21 protein-coding genes are annotated in these 21,671 nt (G+C 70.9%); 16 read left to right on the plus strand and 5 right to left on the minus strand.

From position 1 onward, the window contains the following. Positions 1-8: 8 nt before the first annotated feature. Complete coding sequence (locus ACZ573_RS17750) at positions 9-518, minus strand: GNAT family N-acetyltransferase (protein WP_471304818.1); 510 nt, start codon at positions 516-518, stop codon at positions 9-11. Positions 519-857: 339 nt separating this feature from the next. On the opposite strand from ACZ573_RS17750, the gene thrS reads away from it, so the two are divergent. Beyond that, positions 858-2,834: a threonine--tRNA ligase gene (thrS, locus tag ACZ573_RS17755; protein WP_030387175.1), complete on the plus strand. Its 1,977-nt coding sequence runs from the start codon at positions 858-860 to the stop codon at positions 2,832-2,834. Between the two features lie 88 nt (positions 2,835-2,922). Further along, complete coding sequence (locus tag ACZ573_RS17760; RefSeq protein WP_030010101.1) at positions 2,923-3,483, plus strand: HIT family protein; 561 nt, start codon at positions 2,923-2,925, stop codon at positions 3,481-3,483. 13 nt (positions 3,484-3,496) lie between these two features. Here the strand turns inward: ACZ573_RS17760 and ACZ573_RS17765 are convergent, their stop codons facing one another. The 3 genes from ACZ573_RS17765 to ACZ573_RS17775 form a co-directional block, all read right to left on the minus strand. Continuing rightward, on the minus strand, positions 3,497-3,904 hold the full coding sequence (locus tag ACZ573_RS17765) for a DnaJ family domain-containing protein (RefSeq protein WP_471304822.1): 408 nt from the start codon (positions 3,902-3,904) through the stop codon (positions 3,497-3,499). Between the two features lie 57 nt (positions 3,905-3,961). Next, complete coding sequence (locus ACZ573_RS17770) at positions 3,962-5,626, minus strand: hypothetical protein (protein ID WP_471304824.1); 1,665 nt, start codon at positions 5,624-5,626, stop codon at positions 3,962-3,964. A gap of 141 nt (positions 5,627-5,767) precedes the next feature. Then, positions 5,768-7,963, minus strand: a complete 2,196-nt coding sequence (locus ACZ573_RS17775; protein WP_471304826.1) for an elongation factor G-like protein EF-G2 — start codon at positions 7,961-7,963, stop codon at positions 5,768-5,770. Between the two features lie 312 nt (positions 7,964-8,275). Here ACZ573_RS17775 and pgsA point away from each other — a divergent pair, with 312 nt between their 5' ends. The 3 genes from pgsA to ACZ573_RS17790 are packed head-to-tail and all read left to right on the plus strand — an operon-like array spanning position 8,276 to position 11,015. Continuing rightward, a complete protein-coding gene (pgsA, locus tag ACZ573_RS17780; RefSeq protein ID WP_471304829.1) occupies positions 8,276-8,941 on the plus strand; it encodes a phosphatidylinositol phosphate synthase in 666 nt (221 codons plus the stop codon). Then, entirely contained in the window at positions 8,941-9,843 is a 903-nt protein-coding gene (locus tag ACZ573_RS17785; protein WP_471304831.1) for a phosphatidylinositol mannoside acyltransferase, read from the plus strand. The genes pgsA and ACZ573_RS17785 overlap by 1 nt, the downstream gene beginning before the upstream one ends. Then, positions 9,843-11,015, plus strand: coding sequence for a glycosyltransferase family 4 protein (locus tag ACZ573_RS17790; protein WP_471304833.1), 1,173 nt, complete (start codon positions 9,843-9,845; stop codon positions 11,013-11,015). Before ACZ573_RS17785 ends, ACZ573_RS17790 begins: the two co-directional genes overlap by 1 nt. 4 nt (positions 11,016-11,019) lie before the next feature. On the opposite strand, the gene ACZ573_RS17795 is transcribed toward ACZ573_RS17790, so the two are convergent. Beyond that, positions 11,020-11,610 (minus strand): hypothetical protein, encoded by a 591-nt coding sequence (locus ACZ573_RS17795; protein WP_471304835.1) that lies wholly within the window; start codon positions 11,608-11,610, stop codon positions 11,020-11,022. Between the two features lie 109 nt (positions 11,611-11,719). On the opposite strand from ACZ573_RS17795, the gene ACZ573_RS17800 reads away from it, so the two are divergent. The 11 genes from ACZ573_RS17800 to ACZ573_RS17850 all read left to right on the plus strand — a co-directional run bounded on the left by ACZ573_RS17800 (position 11,720) and on the right by ACZ573_RS17850 (position 21,442). Continuing rightward, positions 11,720-12,262 carry a LemA family protein gene (locus tag ACZ573_RS17800; RefSeq protein WP_030010553.1) on the plus strand — a complete coding sequence of 181 codons (543 nt, stop codon included), beginning with the start codon at positions 11,720-11,722 and terminating at the stop codon, positions 12,260-12,262. A 137-nt stretch (positions 12,263-12,399) separates the two neighbouring features. Then, entirely contained in the window at positions 12,400-13,317 is a 918-nt protein-coding gene (pdxS, locus tag ACZ573_RS17805) for a pyridoxal 5'-phosphate synthase lyase subunit PdxS (RefSeq protein ID WP_030010552.1), read from the plus strand. A 6-nt stretch (positions 13,318-13,323) separates the two neighbouring features. Beyond that, entirely contained in the window at positions 13,324-13,917 is a 594-nt protein-coding gene (pdxT, locus tag ACZ573_RS17810) for a pyridoxal 5'-phosphate synthase glutaminase subunit PdxT (RefSeq protein ID WP_314249611.1), read from the plus strand. A 57-nt stretch (positions 13,918-13,974) separates the two neighbouring features. Then, complete coding sequence (locus ACZ573_RS17815) at positions 13,975-14,727, plus strand: YebC/PmpR family DNA-binding transcriptional regulator (protein WP_030010550.1); 753 nt, start codon at positions 13,975-13,977, stop codon at positions 14,725-14,727. A 167-nt stretch (positions 14,728-14,894) separates the two neighbouring features. Further along, positions 14,895-15,425 (plus strand): crossover junction endodeoxyribonuclease RuvC, encoded by a 531-nt coding sequence (ruvC, locus tag ACZ573_RS17820; RefSeq protein ID WP_471305139.1) that lies wholly within the window; start codon positions 14,895-14,897, stop codon positions 15,423-15,425. Next, positions 15,422-16,054: a Holliday junction branch migration protein RuvA gene (gene ruvA, locus ACZ573_RS17825; RefSeq protein ID WP_471304839.1), complete on the plus strand. Its 633-nt coding sequence runs from the start codon at positions 15,422-15,424 to the stop codon at positions 16,052-16,054. The genes ruvC and ruvA overlap by 4 nt, the downstream gene beginning before the upstream one ends. Before the next feature lie 118 nt (positions 16,055-16,172). Beyond that, on the plus strand, positions 16,173-17,246 hold the full coding sequence (ruvB, locus tag ACZ573_RS17830) for a Holliday junction branch migration DNA helicase RuvB (RefSeq protein WP_328791222.1): 1,074 nt from the start codon (positions 16,173-16,175) through the stop codon (positions 17,244-17,246). Between the two features lie 165 nt (positions 17,247-17,411). Further along, entirely contained in the window at positions 17,412-17,888 is a 477-nt protein-coding gene (gene yajC / locus ACZ573_RS17835) for a preprotein translocase subunit YajC (protein ID WP_471304841.1), read from the plus strand. A 153-nt stretch (positions 17,889-18,041) separates the two neighbouring features. Next, on the plus strand, positions 18,042-19,832 hold the full coding sequence (gene secD, locus ACZ573_RS17840) for a protein translocase subunit SecD (RefSeq protein ID WP_390799838.1): 1,791 nt from the start codon (positions 18,042-18,044) through the stop codon (positions 19,830-19,832). 3 nt (positions 19,833-19,835) lie between these two features. Beyond that, on the plus strand, positions 19,836-20,891 hold the full coding sequence (gene secF, locus ACZ573_RS17845; protein ID WP_471304843.1) for a protein translocase subunit SecF: 1,056 nt from the start codon (positions 19,836-19,838) through the stop codon (positions 20,889-20,891). Further along, positions 20,888-21,442 (plus strand): adenine phosphoribosyltransferase, encoded by a 555-nt coding sequence (locus ACZ573_RS17850; RefSeq protein WP_471304845.1) that lies wholly within the window; start codon positions 20,888-20,890, stop codon positions 21,440-21,442. The genes secF and ACZ573_RS17850 overlap by 4 nt, the downstream gene beginning before the upstream one ends. Positions 21,443-21,671 lie beyond the last annotated feature (229 nt).

Raw genomic sequence — 21,671 nt, forward strand, 5'->3', positions numbered from 1 at the left:
GTGTCACCTCATGCCAGGTCGGAAGATCCCCTTCCACCTTCCCACGAGGTGCCGATGGCGGCCCGGCCGAACGAGGCCATGGTCAGCCCCGGCACGGGGGAGAAGTCAGGGCCTCGGGTGAAGCCGACACGTTCGTAGAGGGTCACCGCGGGGGCGTTCGCCGCGCCCGTGGTGACCTCGACCAGGCGGCACGGGAACAGCTCGGTCAGGACGTGGCGCAGCAGCAGCGAGGCGACGCCCCGGCGGAACCAGCCCGGGTCCACGCACAGCCGGTCGACGCCGATGACGCCGTCGGCCCCTTCCTCCCAGGCGAGGAAACCGGCCGGTTCACCGTCCTCGGTGACGGCGCCCACCCAGTTCAGAGGCCGGGCCCTCATCTCGGCGAGGCTCTCGGCGAGCGCCGGTATGCCGTCGAAACCGATCAGCTCCGCCTCCACCGCGTAGGCGGCCCGCCCGATCCGGTGCACGGCCGCCGCGGTGGCATCGTCGGTCAGGTCCAGCGTGCGTATCTGCTGCATGCGGCCACGCTACCCATGGCTCGCGCAGACCGGCCCGGAGTTTCGGCTGGGGCGGGGGCACACCGGGGCGTCCCCGCAGGTCGAGCGAACCCACCGCCGGGCGACGGGCCGGTCCGGCGCACGGTTCGCGAGCCGAGGAGACGCCCCGGGGGGACCCCGCCCCACGAGCACGCCCGCGTCTGCCCGGGCCGAGGCCACGGCTCCGCCACGCGGCGGCCGGGGTGCGGGGGACCCGCTGGGCAGGCCCGGGCGGTAACCGTTTAGCGGCGCGGCCACTCCGCTCGGTACGATTCAGGCGCGCGGCGTTCGCCCGCGCACCCCCTGAGTCAGGAGAGACCGGTGTCAGACGTCCGTGTGATCATCCAACGCGATTCCGAGCGGGACGAGCGCGTGGTGGCCACGGGCACTACGGCGGCGGAGCTCTTCGCCGGCGAGCGCACCATCGTCGCCGCGCGCATCGCGGGCGAGCTCAAGGACCTCGCGTACGAGGTGAAGGACGGCGAGACCGTCGAGCCGGTGGAGATCTCCTCCGAGGACGGCCTGAACATCCTGCGCCACTCGACCGCGCACGTCATGGCGCAGGCCGTGCAGGAGCTCTTCCCCGAGGCCAAGCTGGGCATCGGCCCGCCGGTCCAGAACGGCTTCTACTACGACTTCGACGTGGCTCGGCCCTTCACCCCGGAGGACCTGAAGGCCATCGAGAAGAAGATGCAGGAGATCCAGAAGCGCGGCCAGCGGTTCTCCCGCCGCGTGGTCACCGACGAGGCGGCCCGCGAGGAGCTCGCCGACGAGCCCTACAAGCTGGAGCTCATCGGCATCAAGGGCTCCGCGTCGACCGACGACGGCGCGAACGTCGAGGTGGGCGGCGGCGAGCTGACCATCTACGACAACCTGGACGCGAAGACCGGCGACCTGTGCTGGAAGGACCTCTGCCGCGGTCCCCACCTGCCCACCACCCGCAACATCCCGGCGTTCAAGCTCATGCGCAACGCGGCCGCCTACTGGCGCGGCAGCGAGAAGAACCCGATGCTCCAGCGCATCTACGGCACCGCGTGGCCGTCGAAGGAAGAGCTGAAGGCCCACCTCGACTTCCTCGCCGAGGCCGAGAAGCGCGACCACCGCAAGCTCGGCAACGAGCTCGACCTCTTCTCCATCCCGGACGAGATCGGCTCCGGCCTCGCCGTCTTCCACCCGCGCGGCGGCATCATCCGCCGGGTGATGGAGGACTACTCGCGCAAGCGGCACGAGGAGGAGGGCTACGAGTTCGTCTACTCCCCGCACGCCACCAAGGGCGCCCTCTTCGAGAAGAGCGGCCACCTGGACTGGTACGCGGAGGGCATGTACCCCCCCATGCAGCTCGACGGTGGTACCGACTACTACCTCAAGCCCATGAACTGCCCGATGCACAACCTGATCTTCGACGCGCGCGGCCGCTCCTACCGCGAACTGCCGCTGCGCCTGTTCGAGTTCGGCACCGTGTACCGGTACGAGAAGTCGGGTGTCGTCCACGGCCTGACCCGCGCCCGCGGCTTCACCCAGGACGACGCGCACATCTACTGCACCCGCGAGCAGATGGCGGAGGAGCTCGACACGACCCTCACCTTCGTGCTCAACCTGCTGCGCGACTACGGTCTGACCGACTTCTACCTGGAGCTGTCCACCAAGGACCCGGAGAAGTTCGTCGGCTCGGACGAGGCCTGGGAGGAGGCGACCGCCGTCCTCGCGCAGGTCGCCGAGAAGCAGGGCCTCCCGCTGGTCCCGGACCCGGGCGGCGCCGCCTTCTACGGTCCGAAGATCTCGGTGCAGTGCAAGGACGCCATCGGCCGCACCTGGCAGATGTCGACCGTGCAGCTCGACTTCAACCTGCCGGAGCGCTTCAACCTGGAGTACACCGCGCCCGACGGCTCCCGCCAGCGGCCGGTCATGATCCACCGTGCGCTGTTCGGCTCGATCGAGCGGTTCTTCGCCGTGCTGCTGGAGCACTACGCGGGCGCCATGCCGCCGTGGCTGGCCCCGGTCCAGGCGGTCGGCATCCCGATCGGCGACGGGCACGTCGAGTACCTGCAGGAGTTCGCCGCGGCGGCGAAGAAGCAGGGTCTGCGGGTCGAGGTGGACGCCTCCTCCGACCGCATGCAGAAGAAGATCCGCAACCACCAGAAGCTCAAGGTCCCGTTCATGATCATCGTCGGTGACGAGGACATGGCCGCGGGCACCGTCTCCTTCCGCTACCGCGACGGTTCCCAGGAGAACGGCATCGCCAAGGACGAGGCGCTGGCCAAGCTGGCCAAGGTCGTCGCGGACCGCGTCCAGGTCTGATCGTCCGTTCCGGCACCCGGAGCACCCGAAGGCCCCCGGAAAGTGATCACTTTCCGGGGGCCTTCCTCGTACGCCAGGTCAAGGTCATATGCTTGCCGCCATGACGACTCAGCCGGAGCAGCAGATCGGTGTGGGCACGCAGGACGCGTTCCAGCGACTGTGGACGCCCCACCGGATGGCCTACATCCAGGGGGAGAACAAGCCGACCGGCCCGGAGGCCGGGGACGGCTGTCCCTTCTGCGGGATTCCGGACATGTCCGACCAGGACGGGCTGGTCGTCGCGCGGGGCCGGCACGTGTACGCGGTGCTGAACCTCTACCCGTACAACGGCGGCCACCTGATGGTCGTCCCGTACCGGCACGTCGCCGACTACACCGAGCTGGACGGGCCGGAGACGGCCGAGCTCGCCGACCTCACCAAGCGGGCGATGGTCGCGCTGCGCAAGGCTTCGGGCGCGCACGGATTCAACATCGGCATGAACCAGGGCGCGGCGGCCGGCGCCGGCATCGCCGCGCACCTGCACCAGCACATCGTGCCCCGCTGGGGCGGGGACACGAACTTCATGCCGGTCGTGGGCCACACCAAGGTGCTGCCCCAACTCCTCGCGGACACCCGCCAGATGCTCGCCGACGCCTGGCCCGTCGACTAGGCAGTGCGCCTGGTCAGGCCCGGTCCGGGCGGCCCCGGCGCCAGGTTTCCACCTCGGCCTCCACGTCGAACTCCGTCAGGCCCAGGGGCGGGCCCGGCGGGGGCATGCGCAGGGCCGCGGCGATCTTCTTGTTGATCTCCGTGAGGACGTCCCGTACCTGGCGTTCGGAGCGGGCCGCCCGGACCTTCTCCACGGCGTCCTCGGCCTCCTTGCGCAGCGCGAGCGCCGGCGGCAGGACGGCGAAGCCCTCGCGGTGCATCTTGGCCCTGATCCACCACAGCTCGTCGTAGGGCGCGTCCAGCGAGGCCAGTGGCTTCCCCCAGCCCGGCAGGTTCTCGAACTCGCCCCGCTCGGTGGCCTCCCGGATCTGCCGGTCCACCCAGGACTCGACGCTGACACCCGGTGGTTTGCGCTCGGTCATGGTCCCTCCTCGGCCGTCACTCCAGCCTAACCACGCGTCCCCGCGCGTCCCGGCGCGTCACGCGTCGTAGACGTCCGCCTTGCGCGGCGACGGCTCCTGGATGAGCCCGCTCATGATCGAGGAGCGGTTGGTGAAGCGGTCGGTGTCGACGCCGTTCTCCTCCAGCACCTTGAAGGTCGCCGCGTGGATCGACCGCAGGACCGGCGCCACCGTACGCAGGGCGTCGTCCGCCATGAACCGGTGCCGCCACATCGAGCTCGCCCAGACGTGGCGCAGGCCGAAGGGCTCGGGCAGGACCAGCTTGCCGCCGAAGAACTCCAGGATCGGCGGGTACCAGGTCAGCGGGGCCCGCACGGCCAGGCGGACCACCTCCTGCGCGTCCACCAGCGGCAGCGGGCGCTCCACGGTCTCCCAGAAGCGGATGCTCTTGGGCACCTCCACGGTCGGGGCCGCGGACTTGCTGGTGAACAGCCCGTGCACGGGGCCCAGGGCGTGCGCGGTGACGTCCACGCGCAGCGTCTTGTAGAGCACGGTGACCGTGACCAGCATGTTGATGACGAGCTGGCCGTCCCAGAGCGGGTACTGGATGCCCAGGTAGTGCCGGTCGCCGGCGCTGAACTGCTGCTCGTTGCAGATCCGGGTGATCTCGTGCGGCTTGATGAGGAAGGCGTCCATGTTCTCACCGGTGGGGCGGGCCACCTCGGCCGCGCCCTCACCGATCGGGGTGACGATCCAGTGCTGGATCGCGGCGGGCGGGAACCCGCCGGTGTGCAGGGGCCCCCGCTCCAGCTTGCGGAGCTGGGCGTCGATCCCGCGTATGACGTCCCAGCTGCGGAAGGGGTGGATCTCCATGCCCTCGCTCTTGGGGGTCAGCTCCTCGGCCATCTGCCAGCTGCCCCACCGGGTGCCCATGCCCAGGATCCCCTTGGGGCCGGCGTAGAAGACCTGGTTGCTGCGGTCCTCGGCGGTCAGCTTGGCGAGCTGGTGGCGCAGGTCCTCGCGCGCCTTCTCGTCGGGGTTGCCGGGCACGGCCTCGGGGATCTTGGCGCCGACCCCGCCGCCCGACAGCAGCCCGTCCCAGCGGGCGCGCAGGTCCCGGGCGGTGGCCTCGCAGGTGCGGCGGGCGAGCAGCCAGCCCAGGGCCGGGGCGATGATCATGCCGCGGGCGTACAGGCCGAGGAAGCCGGTCAGCGGCAGCTTGAACATCAGGAGGGCCACCACGAGGGCGACGCCGACCAGGAGTACGGTGCCCAGCCACGAGGCCCTGCCCTCCTTGGAGGCGAGGCTCTTGCGCAGCTGGAACAGGCCGAGCCACAGCAGCAGCCCGGGCAGGAACAGCACACCGCAGACCAGCGTGATCAGCCGGAGTTTGCGGTCGCGCTCCTTGCGGATGTGCGAGGCGGCCAGGCAGTGCTCCACCACCGTCTGCGGATCGGCACCGAAGGACTGGATGAGGGGCTTGCGGCCCGGGCCGAGGGTGCGGGCCTCCACGGCCCGGCAGAAGGCCTCGCCGAGGCTGGGCTCGAAGAGGGAGATCTTCGGTGGTTTGACCGTCGCCGGGTGGTTCTCGCTGTTGGCGGTGAGGATCTTCTCCAGCTTGCTGTCCTTGCCGCCGTCCCGGTAGGCGGCGGAGGCGAGGGCGTTGGTCGCCGCCGTCTGACCGCCGCCTCCCTGCAGCGGAACCTGTGCTCCGGGCCTGAAGTCGAATCCGTCGTCCGCCACCGCTGCCCCCATCGCTGTGCGTTCGTGCGCTTTTGATGCGCCGACGAGCCTATCGGCGGATCTCACCCCATGGTCATGGGACAGGGAAATGCCGCCCACCGCAAGCTGGTTGGGTGGGCGGCCGACCCGGTGCTACATGAATCAGCTTCCCTTCTCGGCCTGTTCCCGCACCTTTTCCGCGATCTGCGGCGGCATCGGTTCGTGGCGTGCGTACGCCCGGGCGAAGCGGCCGGTGCCGTGCGAGACGGAGCGCAGCTCGACGGCGTAGCGGCCGATCTCGATCTCCGGGATCTCGGCGCGGACCCGGGTGCGCCCCGGCGCGGCCTGGTCGGTGCCGACGACGCGGCCGCGGCGGCCGGCGAGGTCGCTCATGACCGGGCCCACGTACTCGTCGGGGACGATGACGGCGAGCTCGGCGACCGGTTCGAGGAGGTCGATCCGGGCCTCGGCGGCGGCTTCGCGCAGGGCGAGGGCCCCGGCCGTCTGGAAGGCGGCGTCGGAGGAGTCCACCGAGTGCGCCTTGCCGTCGAGCAGGGTGATGCGCACGTCGACCAGCGGATAGCCCGCGGCGACCCCGCGGGCGGCCTGGGTACGTACGCCCTTCTCCACGGACGGGATGAACTGGCGGGGCACGGAGCCTCCGACGACCTTGTCGACGAACTCGATACCGCTGCCGGGCGGGAGTGGCTCCACCTCGATCTCACAGATGGCGAACTGGCCGTGGCCGCCGGACTGTTTGACGTGCCGGCCGCGCCCGGCGGCCTTGGCACCGAAGGTCTCGCGCAGGCTCACCTTGTGCGGGACGGGGTCGACCTGGACGCCGTAGCGGGTGCGCAGCCGCTCCAGGGCGACGTCCTGGTGGGCCTCGCCGAGGCACCACAGGACGACCTGGTGGGTGTGGGGGTTCTGCTCCAGCCGCATCGTCGGGTCCTCGGCGACGAGCCGGGCCAGGCCCTGGGACAGCTTGTCCTCGTCGGCCTTGCTGTGGGCCTCGATGGCGAGGGGGAGCAGAGGGTCGGGCATGCTCCACGGCGCCATCAGGAGCGGGTCGTCCTTGGCGGAGAGGGTGTCGCCGGTCTCCGCGCGGGTGAGTTTGGCCACGCAGGCCAGGTCGCCGGCGACGCACCGGGTGAGGACGCGCTGCTGTTTGCCGAAGGGGGAGGAGAGGGCGCCGACCCGCTCGTCGACGTCATGGTCCTCGTGACCGCGGTCGGCGAGGCCGTGCCCGCTGACGTGGACGGTCTCCTCGGCCTTCAGGGTGCCTGAGAAGACGCGCACGAGGGAGACCCGGCCGACGTAGGGGTCGGAGGAGGTCTTGACGACCTCGGCGACGAGGGAGCCCTCGGGATCGCAGGTGACGTCCGGGCGGGCGGAGCCGTCGGGGCGGGTGACGGTGACGGCGGCGCGCTCCAGCGGGGTGGGGAAGCCGCCGGTGACCAGTTCGAGGAGTTCCACGGTGCCCAGGCCCTGGCGGGCGCCGTCGGGGGCGGGGGCGGCCATCAGGACGGGGTGGAAGGTGCCGCGCGCCACCGCCCGCTCCAGGTCGTCGACGAGGGTCTTGAGATCGATCTCCTCGCCGCCCAGGTAGCGGTCCATGAGGCTCTCGTCCTCGCTCTCGGCGATGATCCCCTCGATGAGCCGGGCGCGGGCGTCGGTGATGAGGGCGAGCTCGGCCGGGTCCGGGTCGCGCTCCACGCGCTCGCCGGAGGCGTACTCGTAGACGCGCCGGGAGAGCAGGCCGAGCAGGCCGGTGACGGGGGCGTGCCCGTCGGGGCCGGGCGGGCCGTGCAGGGGGAGGTAGAGCGGGATGACCGCGTCGGGGTCGTCGGCGCCGAAGATCTCGCCGCAGACGGCGGTCATCTGCGTGTAGTCGGAGCGGGCGGCCTCCAAGTGGGTCACGACGATGGCACGGGGCATGCCGACGGCCTCGCACTCGTCCCACACCATGCGAGTGGCGCCGTCGATCCCGTCCGAGGCCGAGACGACGAAAAGGGCCGCGTCCGCGGCGCGCAGACCGGCCCTGAGTTCCCCGACGAAGTCGGCGTATCCGGGGGTGTCCAGGATATTGATCTTGATTCCGCCCCATTCGACGGGGACGAGGGACAGCTGGACGGAGCGCTGCCGGCGGTGCTCGATCTCGTCGTAGTCGGAGACGGTGGCGCCGTCCTCGACCCGGCCGGCCCGGTTGACCGCCCCCGCGGTCAGGGCGAGGGCTTCGACCAGCGTGGTCTTGCCGGATCCGCTGGGGCCGACCAGCACGACATTCCGGATGGAAGAGGGGCGGTCGGCCGTCAGTGCCCTGCCGGCGGCTCCGGCTTGGTGTGATGTGGCTCCCATGATGCTCATGCCTCCCGGTGGTGACGGTGAGGAGGGGCGGGTGGAGAGGGGATCGGTGTCCCGATCGGGGTCCCGGCCGCCTCCGCGGAGGAGGAATGCGGGATTCTTCGAGCTTTGCACTGGTGTCACATCCCGTCCATACGTCGTACCGGGGACGCACCCGGAGCCCACCGGAGGCGGTCCACGGCGTGAAGTACGTCTTACGTGGCGCGAACCGGTGGGTGCGCGGCGTCCGCGCGGTGGCGTGCTGGCTACGATGGGCCAGCCGGTGGCCGTGGTGGCCGTGCGGCCCAGCGACCCTCCGGGAAGGCCATGCTGAACAAGTACGCGCGTGCATTCTTCACGCGTGTTCTCACGCCATTCGCCGCTTTTCTGCTCCGGCGGGGGGTGAGCCCGGACGCGGTCACCCTGATCGGCACGGCCGGAGTGGTGGCCGGAGCGCTGTGGTTCTTCCCCCGCGGCGAGTTCTTCTGGGGCACGATCACCATCACCCTCTTCGTCTTCTCCGACCTGGTGGACGGGAACATGGCCCGCCAGGCCGGTATCTCCAGCCGGTGGGGCGCCTTCCTCGACTCCACCCTCGACCGGGTGGCGGACGCGGCGATCTTCGGCGGCCTCGCGCTCTGGTACGCGGGCAACGGGAACGACAACGCCCTGTGCGCGGTGGCGATCTTCTGCCTGGCCAGCGGCCAGGTGGTCTCGTACACCAAGGCGCGCGGCGAGTCGATCGGGCTGCCGGTGGCCGTCAACGGGCTCGTCGAGCGGGCCGAGCGACTGGTGATCTCGCTGGTCGCGGCCGGCCTCTCCGGGCTGCAGACCTTCGGTGTGCCGTCCTGGATCGGCGTGCTGCTGCCGATCGCGCTGTGGATCGTGGCGGTGGGCTCGCTCGTCACCCTGATCCAGCGGGTGGTCACCGTACGCCGCGAGTCGGCCGAGGCCGACGCCGCGGCGTCGGCCGCCGAGGGCGGCGCGGCCTGATGGGCGCCGTACAGGACAAGCTGGTCGACTCGCTGTACGGACTCGGCTGGGCCGGGGTCAAGAAGCTGCCCGAACCGGCCGCCGTGGCCCTGGGCCGGCGCATCGCCGACTTCGCGTGGAAGCGGCGCGGCAAGAGCGTGCTGCGGTTGGAGTCGAACCTGGCCCGGGTGGTGCCCGACGCCGGTCCCGAGCGGCTGCGCGAGCTGTCGCAGGCGGGCATGCGCTCGTACATGCGGTACTGGATGGAGTCCTTCCGGCTGCCGGCCATGGACCCGGAGCGCTTCAGCACCGACGTCGAGTTCACGGACGAGCACCTGCTGCGCGAGGCCCTCGACTCCGGGCGCGGCGTGGTCGTGGCCCTGCCGCACCTGGCCAACTGGGACCTCGCCGGGGCCTGGGCCATCGGCCACATGAAGGCGCCGTTCACCACGGTCGCCGAGCGGCTGAAGCCCGAGAGCCTCTACGACCGCTTCGTGGCCTACCGGGAGAGCCTGGGCATGGAGGTCCTGCCGCACAGCGGCGGCGCCGCCTTCGGCACCCTCGCCCGGCGGCTGCGCTCCGGCGGCCTGGTCTGCCTGGTCGCGGACCGGGACCTGTCGGCCTCCGGGGTCGAGGTGGACTTCTTCGGCGCCACCGCGCGCATGCCGGCCGGACCGGCACTGCTGGCCCAGCAGACCGGTGCGGTGCTGCTCCCGGCGACGCTGCACTACGGCGGCACGCCGAAGATGTACGGCCGGATCCACCCCGAGGTGAAGGTGCCGAAGACCGGGACCCGGACCGAGAAGACCACCCTCATGACCCAGGTGGTGGCGGACGCCTTCGCGTGGGGCATCGCCGAGCACCCGGAGGACTGGCACATGCTGCAGCGGCTGTGGCTGGACGACCTGGAGGAGCGCCCGTAGTGAAGATCGGCATCGTGTGCCCGTACTCGTGGGACGTGCCGGGTGGCGTCCAGTTCCACATCCGGGACCTGGCGGAGCACCTGATCCGCCTCGGCCACGAGGTGTCGGTGCTCGCCCCGGCGGACGACGAGACCCCGCTGCCGCCGTACGTGGTCTCGGCCGGGCGGGCGGTGCCGGTTCCGTACAACGGCTCGGTGGCCCGGCTGAACTTCGGCTTCCTGTCGGCGGCCCGGGTACGGCGCTGGCTCCACGACGGCACGTTCGACGTGATCCACATCCACGAGCCGGCCTCGCCCTCGCTGGGGCTGCTGTCCTGCTGGGCGGCGCAGGGGCCGATCGTGGCGACCTTCCACACCTCGAACCCCCGGTCCCGGGCGATGATCGCGGCGTACCCGATCCTGCAGCCGGCCCTGGAGAAGATCAACGCGCGGATCGCGGTGAGCGAGTACGCGCGGCGCACGCTGGTGGAACACCTGGGCGGTGACGCGGTGGTCATCCCCAACGGCGTCGACGTGGACTTCTTCGCCAAGGCCGAGCCCAACCCCGACTGGTCCGGGCAGACCCTGGGCTTCATCGGCCGGATCGACGAGCCCCGCAAGGGCCTGCCGGTGCTGATGGCGGCCTTCCCGAAGATCGTGGAGGCCTGCCCGGACGTACGGCTGCTCGTCGCGGGCCGCGGCGACGAGGAGGAGGCGGTGGCCTCCCTGCCCGCGGAGCTCCGCGAGCGGGTCGAATTCCTCGGCATGGTCTCGGACGAGGACAAGGCGAGGCTGCTGCGCAGCGTCGACGTGTACGTCGCCCCGAACACCGGCGGCGAGAGCTTCGGCATCATCCTGGTGGAGGCCCTGTCGGCGGGCGCGGCCGTGCTCGCGTCGGACCTGGACGCCTTCGCGCAGGTCCTGGACCAGGGCGGGGCGGGCGACCTTTTCGCGAACGAGAACGCCGACGCGCTGGCGGCGGCGGCGATCACCCTGCTGCGGGACCCGGAGCGCCGGGCCGAGCTCAGCGCCCGCGGCTCGGCGCACGTCCGCCGCTTCGACTGGTCCACGGTCGGGGCGGACATCCTGGCCGTCTACGAAACGGTGACGGACGGCGCGGCGGCGGTGGCCGCGGACGAACGCGTCCCGCTCCGCACCCGCCTGGGCTTCTCGAAGGACACCACGTCCTCCTGAGGCGTCACCATCCGGCGGAGACGACCTGATCGGGCCGGCCGCCGGGGGCGATGGTCACCTCGTGGACCACGCCGCCGGAGGTGGTCAGACGGATCCCGTCGGGGGCCGTCCAGACGGCCTCGCGGAGCTCGTTGCCGGCGGCGTCGCCGTTGAAGTAGCCGACGGCCCAACGGCGCTCCCGGGGCCAGCTGCCCTGCTGGACGTACACGTACCACAGCGGGTCGATCATGGCCGAGCCCTCTTCGACGACCAGGCGACGGTCGTCCCGGCCGGGGGCCGTCAGACTCTGCGTCTGCTCCTGCCCGCCGGCCAGCAGGGCCAGCAGGGTGGCGAGGCTCATGACCATGACTCCGAGAATGGCCACCGGGAGTCCCAGGGCGAGGCGCGTCGCCGTCTTCCGTGCTCCCAGCCAGATCCCCCCGACCAGGGCGACCAGCGTCACCCAGCCCATGCTGACGAAGTGGCCGTGCACCTGGTTCATCACGACGAGCCCGCCGTCCGGACGGCCCCAGAAGTAGGCGGCCAGGGCGGCCGCCACGAGTGCCGCGGCTACCGCGAGCAGTGCGCGTGCCGTCGTTCTGCGGTGCGATTTCATGTGTGCCGTCCCCCCGATGTTTATGGATCATGGACCTTACTGGTCCGGGAGCGGACCGGGCCAGGGCCGATGGGAGCCGGGCGCGCGGGGAGCGGTAGGGTCGCGCAGCGTGATCGAAACCCTTGTCTGGATCGCCCTGGCTCTCGGAGTCATCGGGGTCTACCTCAGCTGGACCGCCGGCCGGCTCGACCGGCTGCACTCGCGGATGGACGCCGCGCGGGCCGCGCTCGACGCGCAGCTCGTACGCCGGGCCTCCGTCGTGCTGGAGGTGGCCACTTCCGGGGTGCTCGACCCCGCCTCCTCCCTGGTGCTCTACGAGGCCGCGCACGCCGCCCGGCAGGCCGAGGAGGACCACCGTGAGGTGGCCGAGAGCGAGCTGAGCCAGGCGCTGCGGGCGGTCTTCGCCGATGCCGACCAGGTCGACGTGCTCAAGGCGGCCCCCGGCGGGGCGGAGGCCACGGAGGAGCTGGCGGCGGCCGTCCGCCGGGTACCGATGGCGCGGCGCTTCCTCAACGACTCGGTACGGGCCGCCCGCGCGCTGCGCAGGCATCGCAAGGTCCGCTGGTTCAGACTGGCGGGGCACGCGCCGTTCCCGCTCGCCTTCGAAATGGACGACGAGCCCCCGGTGGATCTTGCAGACCGGCCGACTTAGGGCTTCCAAGGGCCGCGAGGGACAAATCAAGGAGCCACAGGCTCCACATTGGCCCTTGTAGTGGACTGATCCCCTGGGGTTTCCTCAGCCGAGTAGTACGAGCAGTACCCCGTCTTCCTTTCGAGTGAGGTCAATCCGTGAGCACGCTTCCCACCTCCCCCCAGTCCGCCGAGTCGGCGATCGGCACCTCGCGTGTCAAGCGCGGCATGGCCGAGCAGCTGAAGGGCGGCGTGATCATGGACGTGGTCAACGCCGAGCAGGCGAAGATCGCCGAGGACGCCGGCGCCGTGGCCGTCATGGCCCTGGAGCGGGTCCCGGCCGACATCCGCAAGGACGGCGGCGTCGCGCGCATGTCCGACCCGAACATGATCGAAGAGATCATCGAGGCCGTCTCGATCCCGGTCATGGCCAAGTCCCGCATCGGCCACTTCGTCGAGGCCCAGGTCCTGCAGTCCCTCGGCGTCGACTACATCGACGAGTCCGAGGTCCTGACCCCGGCCGACGAGGTCAACCACTCCGACAAGTGGGCGTTCACCACCCCCTTCGTCTGTGGCGCCACCAACCTGGGCGAGGCCCTGCGCCGCATCGCCGAGGGCGCGGCCATGATCCGCTCGAAGGGCGAAGCCGGCACCGGCAACGTGGTCGAGGCCGTCCGCCACCTGCGCCAGATCAAGAACGAGATCGCCCGCCTGCGCGGCTACGACAACAACGAGCTGTTCGCCGCCGCCAAGGAGCTGCGCGCCCCGTACGAGCTCGTCAAGGAAGTTGCCGAGCTCGGCAAGCTCCCGGTCGTGCTGTTCTCCGCCGGTGGCGTCGCCACCCCGGCCGACGCCGCGCTCATGCGCCAGCTCGGCGCCGAGGGCGTCTTCGTCGGCTCCGGCATCTTCAAGTCGGGCGACCCGGCCAAGCGCGCCGCCGCCATCGTGAAGGCCACCACCTTCTACGACGACCCGAAGATCATCGCGGACGCCTCCCGCAACCTGGGCGAGGCCATGGTCGGCATCAACTGCGACACCCTCCCCGAGTCCGAGCGCTACGCCAACCGCGGCTGGTAATCGGTCATGACGAACACCCCCGTGATCGGTGTCCTGGCACTCCAGGGCGACGTACGGGAACACCTGATCGCCCTGGCCGCGGCGGACGCCGTGGCCAGGCCGGTCCGGCGTCCCGAGGAGCTCGCCGAGGTCGACGCCCTGGTGATCCCCGGCGGCGAGTCCACCACCATGTCGAAGCTCGCCGTGCTGTTCGGCATGCTGGAGCCGCTGCGCGAGCGCGTGGCCGCCGGCATGCCCGTGTACGGCACCTGCGCCGGCATGATCATGCTGGCGGACAAGCTCCTGGACGGCCGTGAGGACCAGGAGACCCTGGGCGGCATCGACATGATCGTCCGCCGCAACGCGTTCGGCCGCCAGAACGAGTCCTTCGAAGCGAAGATCGACTTCGCGGGCATAGCGGGCGGCCCGGTCGAGGGCGTCTTCATCCGCGCGCCCTGGGTCGAGTCCGTCGGCGCCTCCGCCGAGGTGCTCGCCACGTACGAGGGCCACACGGTCGCCGTGCGTCAGGGCAACGTCCTGGCGACCTCGTTCCACCCCGAGCTGACCGGAGACGACCGCGTTCACGCGTACTTCGTCGACATGGTGCGCGCGGGGCTGTGACGGGCTCCCGGTAGGATCGGGGACGAACACTGTTGGTTACGCGAAGGAGACAGGCGGATGTCCGGCCACTCTAAATGGGCTACGACGAAGCACAAGAAGGCCGTGATCGATGCCAAGCGCGGCAAGCTCTTCGCGAAGCTGATCAAGAACATCGAGGTCGCGGCCCGTATGGGCGGCGCCGACATCGACGGCAACCCGACGCTCTTCGACGCCATCCAGAAGGCCAAGAAGAGCTCGGTCCCGAACAAGAACATCGACTCCGCGGTCAAGCGCGGCGGTGGTCTTGAAGCCGGCGGCGCCGACTACGAGACGATCATGTACGAAGGCTACGGTCCGAACGGCGTCGCGGTGCTCATCGAGTGCCTCACCGACAACCGCAACCGTGCCGCGTCCGACGTGCGTGTCGCCATGACCCGCAACGGCGGTTCGATGGCCGACCCGGGCTCGGTCTCGTACCTGTTCAACCGTAAGGGCGTCGTCCTGCTGCCCAAGGGCGAGCTCTCCGAGGACGACGTCCTGGAGACGGTGCTCGACGCGGGTGCCGAAGAGGTCAACGACCTCGGCGACAGCTTCGAGATCATCAGCGAGGCCACCGACATGGTCGCGGTCCGTACCGCGCTCCAGGCGGCCGGCATCGACTACGACTCGGCCGACTCCAACTTCCTGCCGACCATGCAGGTCGAGCTGGACGAAGAGGGCGCGCGCAAGATCTTCAAGCTGATCGACGCGCTGGAGGACAGCGACGACGTGCAGAACGTCTTCGCCAACTTCGACGTCTCGGACGAGGTCATGGAGAAGGTCGACGCCTGACCGGACGTCAACGGTGGGCCGACGGGGACACCCCGTCGGCCCACCGTCGTTTCCGTCCTCGCCACTCCCGGCGCCCCCCGCCGCCCGGCGGGTCGGTCCGTGCTGTCGGTGCACTGTCACAGGCGGCCGGTAGCCTGCACACCTGCGCGAAGAAGGAGGTGGCGGTGGTGCGAGTACTGGGTGTTGACCCCGGGCTGACGCGGTGCGGTGTCGGCGTCGTCGAAGGCGTGGCCGGACGGCCGCTGACCATGATCGGCGTGGGGGTCGTACGGACGCCCGCGGACGCCGAGTTGGGCCACCGGCTCGTCGCCATCGAACAGGGCATCGAGGAATGGCTCGACACGCACCGGCCCGAAGTCGTCGCCGTGGAGCGGGTGTTCAGCCAGCACAACGTCAGCACCGTGATGGGCACCGCCCAGGCGAGCGCCGTCGCGATGCTGTGCGCCGCCCGCCGCGGGATACCGGTCGCCCTGCACACCCCCAGCGAGGTCAAGGCCGCCGTCACCGGCAGCGGCCGGGCCGACAAGGCCCAGGTCGGTGCCATGGTCACCCGGCTGCTGAGGCTGGACGCGCCACCCAGGCCGGCGGACGCCGCCGACGCCCTCGCCCTCGCCATCTGCCACATCTGGCGGGCCCCCGCCCAGAACCGCCTCCAGCAGGCGGTCGCCCTGCACGCCTCGAAAGGCCGTACCCGATGATCGCCTTCGTCAGCGGCCCGGTCGCCGCACTCGCCCCCACCCTTGCCGTGATCGAGGTCGGGGGAGTGGGCATGGCCGTGCAGTGCACGCCCACCACCATCTCCGGCCTGCGGATGGGCGAGCAGGCCCGGCTGGCCACCTCCCTGGTCGTACGCGAGGACTCGCTGACCCTGTACGGCTTCGCCGACGACGACGAGCGCCAGGTCTTCGAGATCCTGCAGACCGCCAGCGGGGTCGGGCCGAGGCTCGCCCAGGCGATGCTCGGCGTCCACAGCCCCGACGCCCTGCGCCTGGCCGTCTCCACCGGCGACGAGAAGGCGCTGGTGGCGGTGCCGGGCATCGGCAAGAAGGGCGCCCAGAAGCTACTCCTCGAACTGAAGGGCAAGCTGGGGGCTCCGCTGGGCAGCAGCGGCCTCGTGGGCGCCCAGCGCGCCGCGTCCTCCGGGCCCGCCCCCTGGACCGAACAGCTCTCCGCCGCCCTGATCGGCCTCGGCTACGCCTCGCGCGAGGCGGAGGACGCGGTGGCGGCCGTCACCCCGCAGGCCGAGGCCGCCATCGCCGCCGGTGGTTCGGCCCCGGTTCCGCAGCTCCTGCGGGCCGCCCTCCAGTCCCTGAACCGCGCCCGCTAGCCGCGCGCCGGCGCGGGGCTCCGCCCGGACCCCGCGCCTCGATCGCCGGCGAGGCTGTGTTCGGCCCGGCGTCGCAGGCGACCGACCACCGTACGAACCGAGAAGGCAGACTGACAGCGTGAACTGGGACGACGAGACCAACGCAGACGAGAGCGAGCGACTCGTCGCGGCCTCGGCCGACGGCGAGGACACCGCCGTCGAGGCGGCGCTGCGCCCCAAGGACCTCGGCGAGTTCGTCGGCCAGGAAAAGGTCCGCCAGCAGCTGGACCTCGTCCTCAAGGCGGCCCGCCAGCGCGGAGCCACCGCCGACCACGTCCTGCTCTCCGGCGCGCCCGGCCTCGGCAAGACCACCCTGTCCATGATCATCGCGGCCGAGATGGGTGCGCCCATCCGCATCACCTCCGGCCCCGCCATCCAGCACGCCGGCGACCTCGCCGCGATCCTCTCCTCTCTCCAGGAGGGCGAGGTCCTCTTCCTCGACGAGATCCACCGCATGTCCCGGCCCGCCGAGGAGATGCTCTACATGGCCATGGAGGACTTCCGCGTCGACGTGATCGTCGGCAAGGGGCCCGGGGCCACCGCCATCCCGCTGGAGCTGCCGCCCTTCACCCTGGTCGGCGCCACCACCCGGGCCGGACTGCTGCCGCCGCCGCTGCGGGACCGCTTCGGCTTCACCGGGCACATGGAGTTCTACGCCCCCGAGGAGCTGGAACGCGTCATCCACCGCTCCGCCCGCCTCCTCGACGTGGAGATCGACACCGCCGGCGCCGCCGAGATCGCCGGACGCTCCCGCGGCACCCCGCGCATCGCCAACCGCCTGCTGCGCCGCGTCCGCGACTACGCCCAGGTCCGGGCCGACGGCGTCATCAACCGTGAGGTGGCCGGTACCGCCCTCCAGGTGTACGAGGTGGACGGGCGCGGCCTCGACCGGCTGGATCGCGCCGTTCTCGAAGCCCTGCTGAAGCTGTTCGGCGGCGGACCCGTGGGCCTGTCCACCCTCGCCGTGGCCGTCGGCGAGGAGCGGGAGACCGTGGAGGAGGTCGCGGAGCCCTTCCTGGTCCGCGAGGGGCTGCTCGCGCGCACCCCCCGGGGACGGGTGGCGACGCCCGCCGCATGGGCTCACCTGGGACTTGTACCTCCGCAGCACGGCGGGAGTGGATCAAGCGGACAACAGGGCTTGTTCGGGGCCTGACGGCGCGGAGGTTCGACCCCTCAGGAACTGCGGTGCCATGCTGGGCGTTGTTCCATCGGTGCGGACTCGCCTAGACTCCGCCGATGCCGACCCTTCGGGTCGGTGTGCCCACCCCCGTAGAAAAGGCCGCCGTCCGCGTGCGGTCGTGCGAAGGATCTCCGTCCCGTGAATCTCGTGACACTCCTCCCGTTCATCGTGCTCATCGGGGCGATGTTCCTGATGACCCGCTCCGCGAAGAAGAAGCAGCAGGCCGCCGCGCAGATGCGCGACCACATGACGCCCGGCACCGGGGTCCGCACCATCGGCGGCATGTACGCCACGGTGAAGGAGATCGGTGACGACACGGTCACTCTCGAGCTGGCTCCCGGCGTCCACGCGATCTTCGCGAAGAACTCCATCGGTGCCGTTCTGGAGGACGCGGAGTACAACCGCATCGTCCACGGCATCGGCGACGACGAGGTGACCGACACGCCGGTCGTCCCCGACGACGCCTCCTCGCTCACCGAGGCGCCGAAGGCGGACCTCACCAAGGACGAGGACGAGGCTCCCAAGCTCGACCTGGGCAAGAAGGACGAGGACGCGCCCAAGGGCGACGACGAGCCCAAGGACGGCAAGTCCGACGGCGAGGCCGGCGCGAAGTAACGCTCGGCGGGGGACCGTGGAGGCGCCCGACCGGCGACCGGCACGGTCCCCGTCTGTGACACTTCTGCGGGGGGCAGGGGTCCCCACCACACATTTCGTGGCCGTCCCCGCGCTGACCCGGCGCGGGACGGTTGGACAGGGAGAAACGACAAGGTGGCAGCACCGAAGAAGGGCCGGCGGCCCACGGGGGCTCAGGGGAGGCCGGGGCGCGCCCTGGCGATCATCCTGATCGCGATGGTGGCGCTCACCGCGGGGATGTTCCTCTCCAAGCAGACGACTCCCAGGCTGGGCATCGACCTCGCCGGCGGCACGAGCATCACGCTCAAGGCCAAGAGCGAGCCCGGCAAAGAGAGCGCCATCAACGAGACCAACATGAACACGGCGGTCGGCATCATCGACCGCCGCGTCAACGGTCTCGGCGTGTCCGAGGCGGAGGTCCAGACCCAGGGCCGCGACCACATCATCGTGAACATCCCCAAGGGGACGAACGAGCAGCAGGCGCGCGAGCAGGTCGGCACCACCGCCCAGCTGTACTTCCGCCCGGTCATCGCCTTCGCGGACGGCTCCCCGGCCGCTCCCGAGGGCACCGCGAGCCCGAGCCCCTCCGCGAGCGGCTCCGGGGCTCCCAAGGCCGGAGACGGCAAGACCAGCCCCTCCGCCACCCCGTCGTCCAGCGCCACTTCCCAGGGCCGCGCGCTCAGTGAGGCCCTCAAGGCCCCGGCCGCGCCCACTCCCTCGCCCTCGGCGAGCGAGTCGAAGAAGGCAGACGACACCAAGGCTCCGTCCCCGTCCGCCTCCGCCTCCACGCCGGCGACCGGCGACGAGGCCGCCGCCGCGGCCCTCCAGGCCAAGTTCGCGGCACTGGACTGCAACAACGAGGCGCAGCGCGCCGCCGCCGGCCAGGGCGCCAAGCCCGAGGAGCCGATGATCGCCTGCGGTCAGCGCGGCGACGCCTGGGGCAAGTGGGTGCTCGGCCCGGCCCAGGTCAACGGCCAGGACGTGAAGGAAGCCAAGGGAGTCATCGACCCCCAGCGCGGCCAGTGGATCGTCACCATGCAGTTCACCGACAAGGGCGCCGACAAGTTCGCCAAGATCACCGGTGAGCTGGCGACCAAGCAGATGCCGCAGAACCAGTTCGCGATCGTGCTCGACGGCCGGGTCATCTCCGACCCGTCGGTGAGCCAGGCGCTGACCGGTGGCAACGCCGAGATCTCGGGCGGCTTCACCCAGCAGTCCGCGCAGGACCTGGGCAACATGCTCTCGTACGGCGCCCTGCCGCTCTCCTTCAGCGAGGACAGCGTCACCACCGTCACCGCCGCGCTCGGCGGCGAGCAGCTGAAGGCCGGCCTGATCGCCGGCGCCATCGGCCTGCTCCTCGTGGTGATCTACCTGCTGGTGTACTACCGGGGCCTGGCGTTCATCGCCATCGTCAGCCTCCTGGTCTCCGCGATCCTGACCTACACGATCATGTCGCTGCTCGGCAAGGGCATCGGCTTCGCGCTGAACCTGCCGGCCGTCTGCGGCGCGATCGTGGCGATCGGTATCACGGCGGACTCGTTCATCGTGTACTTCGAGCGCATCCGGGACGAGATCCGCGAGGGCCGCACCCTGCGTCCGGCCGTCGAGCGCGCCTGGCCGCGTGCCCGTCGCACGATCCTGGTCTCCGACTTCGTGTCGTTCCTGGCCGCGGCGGTGCTGTTCATCGTCACCGTGGGCAAGGTCCAGGGCTTCGCCTTCACACTGGGTCTTACGACCCTGCTCGACGTGGTCGTGGTGTTCCTCTTCACCAAGCCCGTCATGACACTGGTGGCGCGTACGAAGTTCTTCGCCAGCGGTCATCCGTGGTCCGGGCTGGACCCGAAGCGGCTGGGCGCCAAGCCTCCGCTGCGCCGGTCCCGCCGTACCGGTTCCGCCCCCGCCCCCGTCGACGCAAAGGAGGCGTGAGAGATGTCGAAGCTGGGAGATCTCGGCGCCAGGCTGTACCGCGGTGAGGTCGGCTACGACTTCGTCGGCAAGCGCTTTCTCTGGTACGGCGTTTCCATCCTGATCACCATCACGGCGATCGTCGCCCTGGCCGTCCAGGGCCTCAACATGGGCATCGAGTTCAAGGGCGGTGCCGTCTTCACCACCCCGAAGTCGACCGTCTCCGTGGCCAAGGCGACGGAGGCCGCGGAGAAGGCCTCGGGCCACGACGCGATCGTCCAGGAGCTCGGCACCGGCGGCCTGCGGATCCAGATCTCCGGTCTGGACACCGCAGCCGCGACCGACGTCAAGAAGGTCCTCGCCGCCGACCTCAAGGTCAGCGAGGCCGACGTCAACGCCGACCTGGTCGGCCCCAGCTGGGGCGAGCAGATCGCGAACAAGGCCTGGACCGGTCTCGGCGTCTTCATGGTCCTCGTGGTGATCTACCTGGCCATCGCCTTCGAGTGGCGGATGGCGGTCGCGGCACTGATCGCGCTGATCCACGACCTCACCATCACCGTCGGCGTGTACGCGCTCGTCGGCTTCGAGGTCACGCCGGGCACGGTCATCGGTCTGCTGACGATCCTCGGTTACTCCCTCTACGACACCGTCGTCGTCTTCGACGGTCTCAAGGAGGGCTCGAAGGACATCACCAAGCAGACCCGCTGGACGTACAGCGAAGTCGCCAACCGCAGCATCAACGGCACCCTGGTCCGCTCGATCAACACCACGGTCGTGGCGCTCCTCCCGGTCGCCGCGCTGCTGTTCATCGGCGGTGGCTTCCTGGGCGCCGGCATGCTGAACGACATCTCGCTGTCGCTGTTCGTCGGCCTCGCGGCCGGTGCGTACTCCTCGATCTTCATCGCGACCCCGCTGGTCGTGGACCTCAAGGAGCGCGAGCCGGCGATGAAGGCGCTCACGAAGCGGGTGCTCGCCAAGCGGGCGGCCGCGGCGGCCAAGGGCGAGTCCCCGGACGAGGCCTACGCGGCCGAGGACGAGCCGCAGGTCGCGGCGCAGGGCCGGCCGGGGCGGCGGCGTTGACCGCGCCGCTGTCCGAGGACGCCCGGGACCTGCTCCTCAGCCGGATCAAGGACGTACCGGACTACCCGAAGCCGGGCGTGATGTTCAAGGACATCACCCCGCTGCTGGCGGACCCCAAGGCGTTCGCCGCGCTGACGGACGTGCTGGTGGAGCTGGCCGGGCGGTACGGCGCGACGAAGATCGTCGGCCTGGAGGCGCGCGGGTTCATCCTCGCGGCTCCGGTCGCCGTACAGGCCGGGATCGGCTTCGTACCGGTGCGCAAGGCCGGAAAGCTGCCGGGCGCGACGCTCGCGCAGTCGTACGAGCTGGAGTACGGCACCGCGGAGATCGAGGTCCACGCCGAGGACCTGTCGGCCGGTGACCGGGTCATGGTCATCGACGACGTGCTGGCCACCGGCGGGACCGCCGAGGCCTCGCTCTCGCTGATCCGGCGGGCCGGCGCGGAGGTCGCGGGCGTGGCGGTCCTGATGGAGCTGTCGTTCCTCCCGGGCCGGGCCAAGCTGGCACCCGCCCTGGGCGAGGCCCCGCTGGACGCGCTGATCGTGGTCTGACACCGCTGTGCCGAAGCGGCGGGTATCCGGGACATCCCGGGTGCCCGCCGCTTTCGTTTCCGGGCGCGGGCCGGTCGCCGGGGGCCAGCCCCCGGACCTCCGCGTCTCAAACGCCGGCGGGGCTGGAAAATCCAGCCCCGCCGGCGTTTGAGGGGCGGAGCCCCAGTAGCGGAGCCGCACACGGGACGGGCTCGCGGAACGAGGGCGCCGAACCCTCGCTACCATGGGT

This window comes from Streptomyces sp. NPDC040545 (assembly GCF_055595065.1).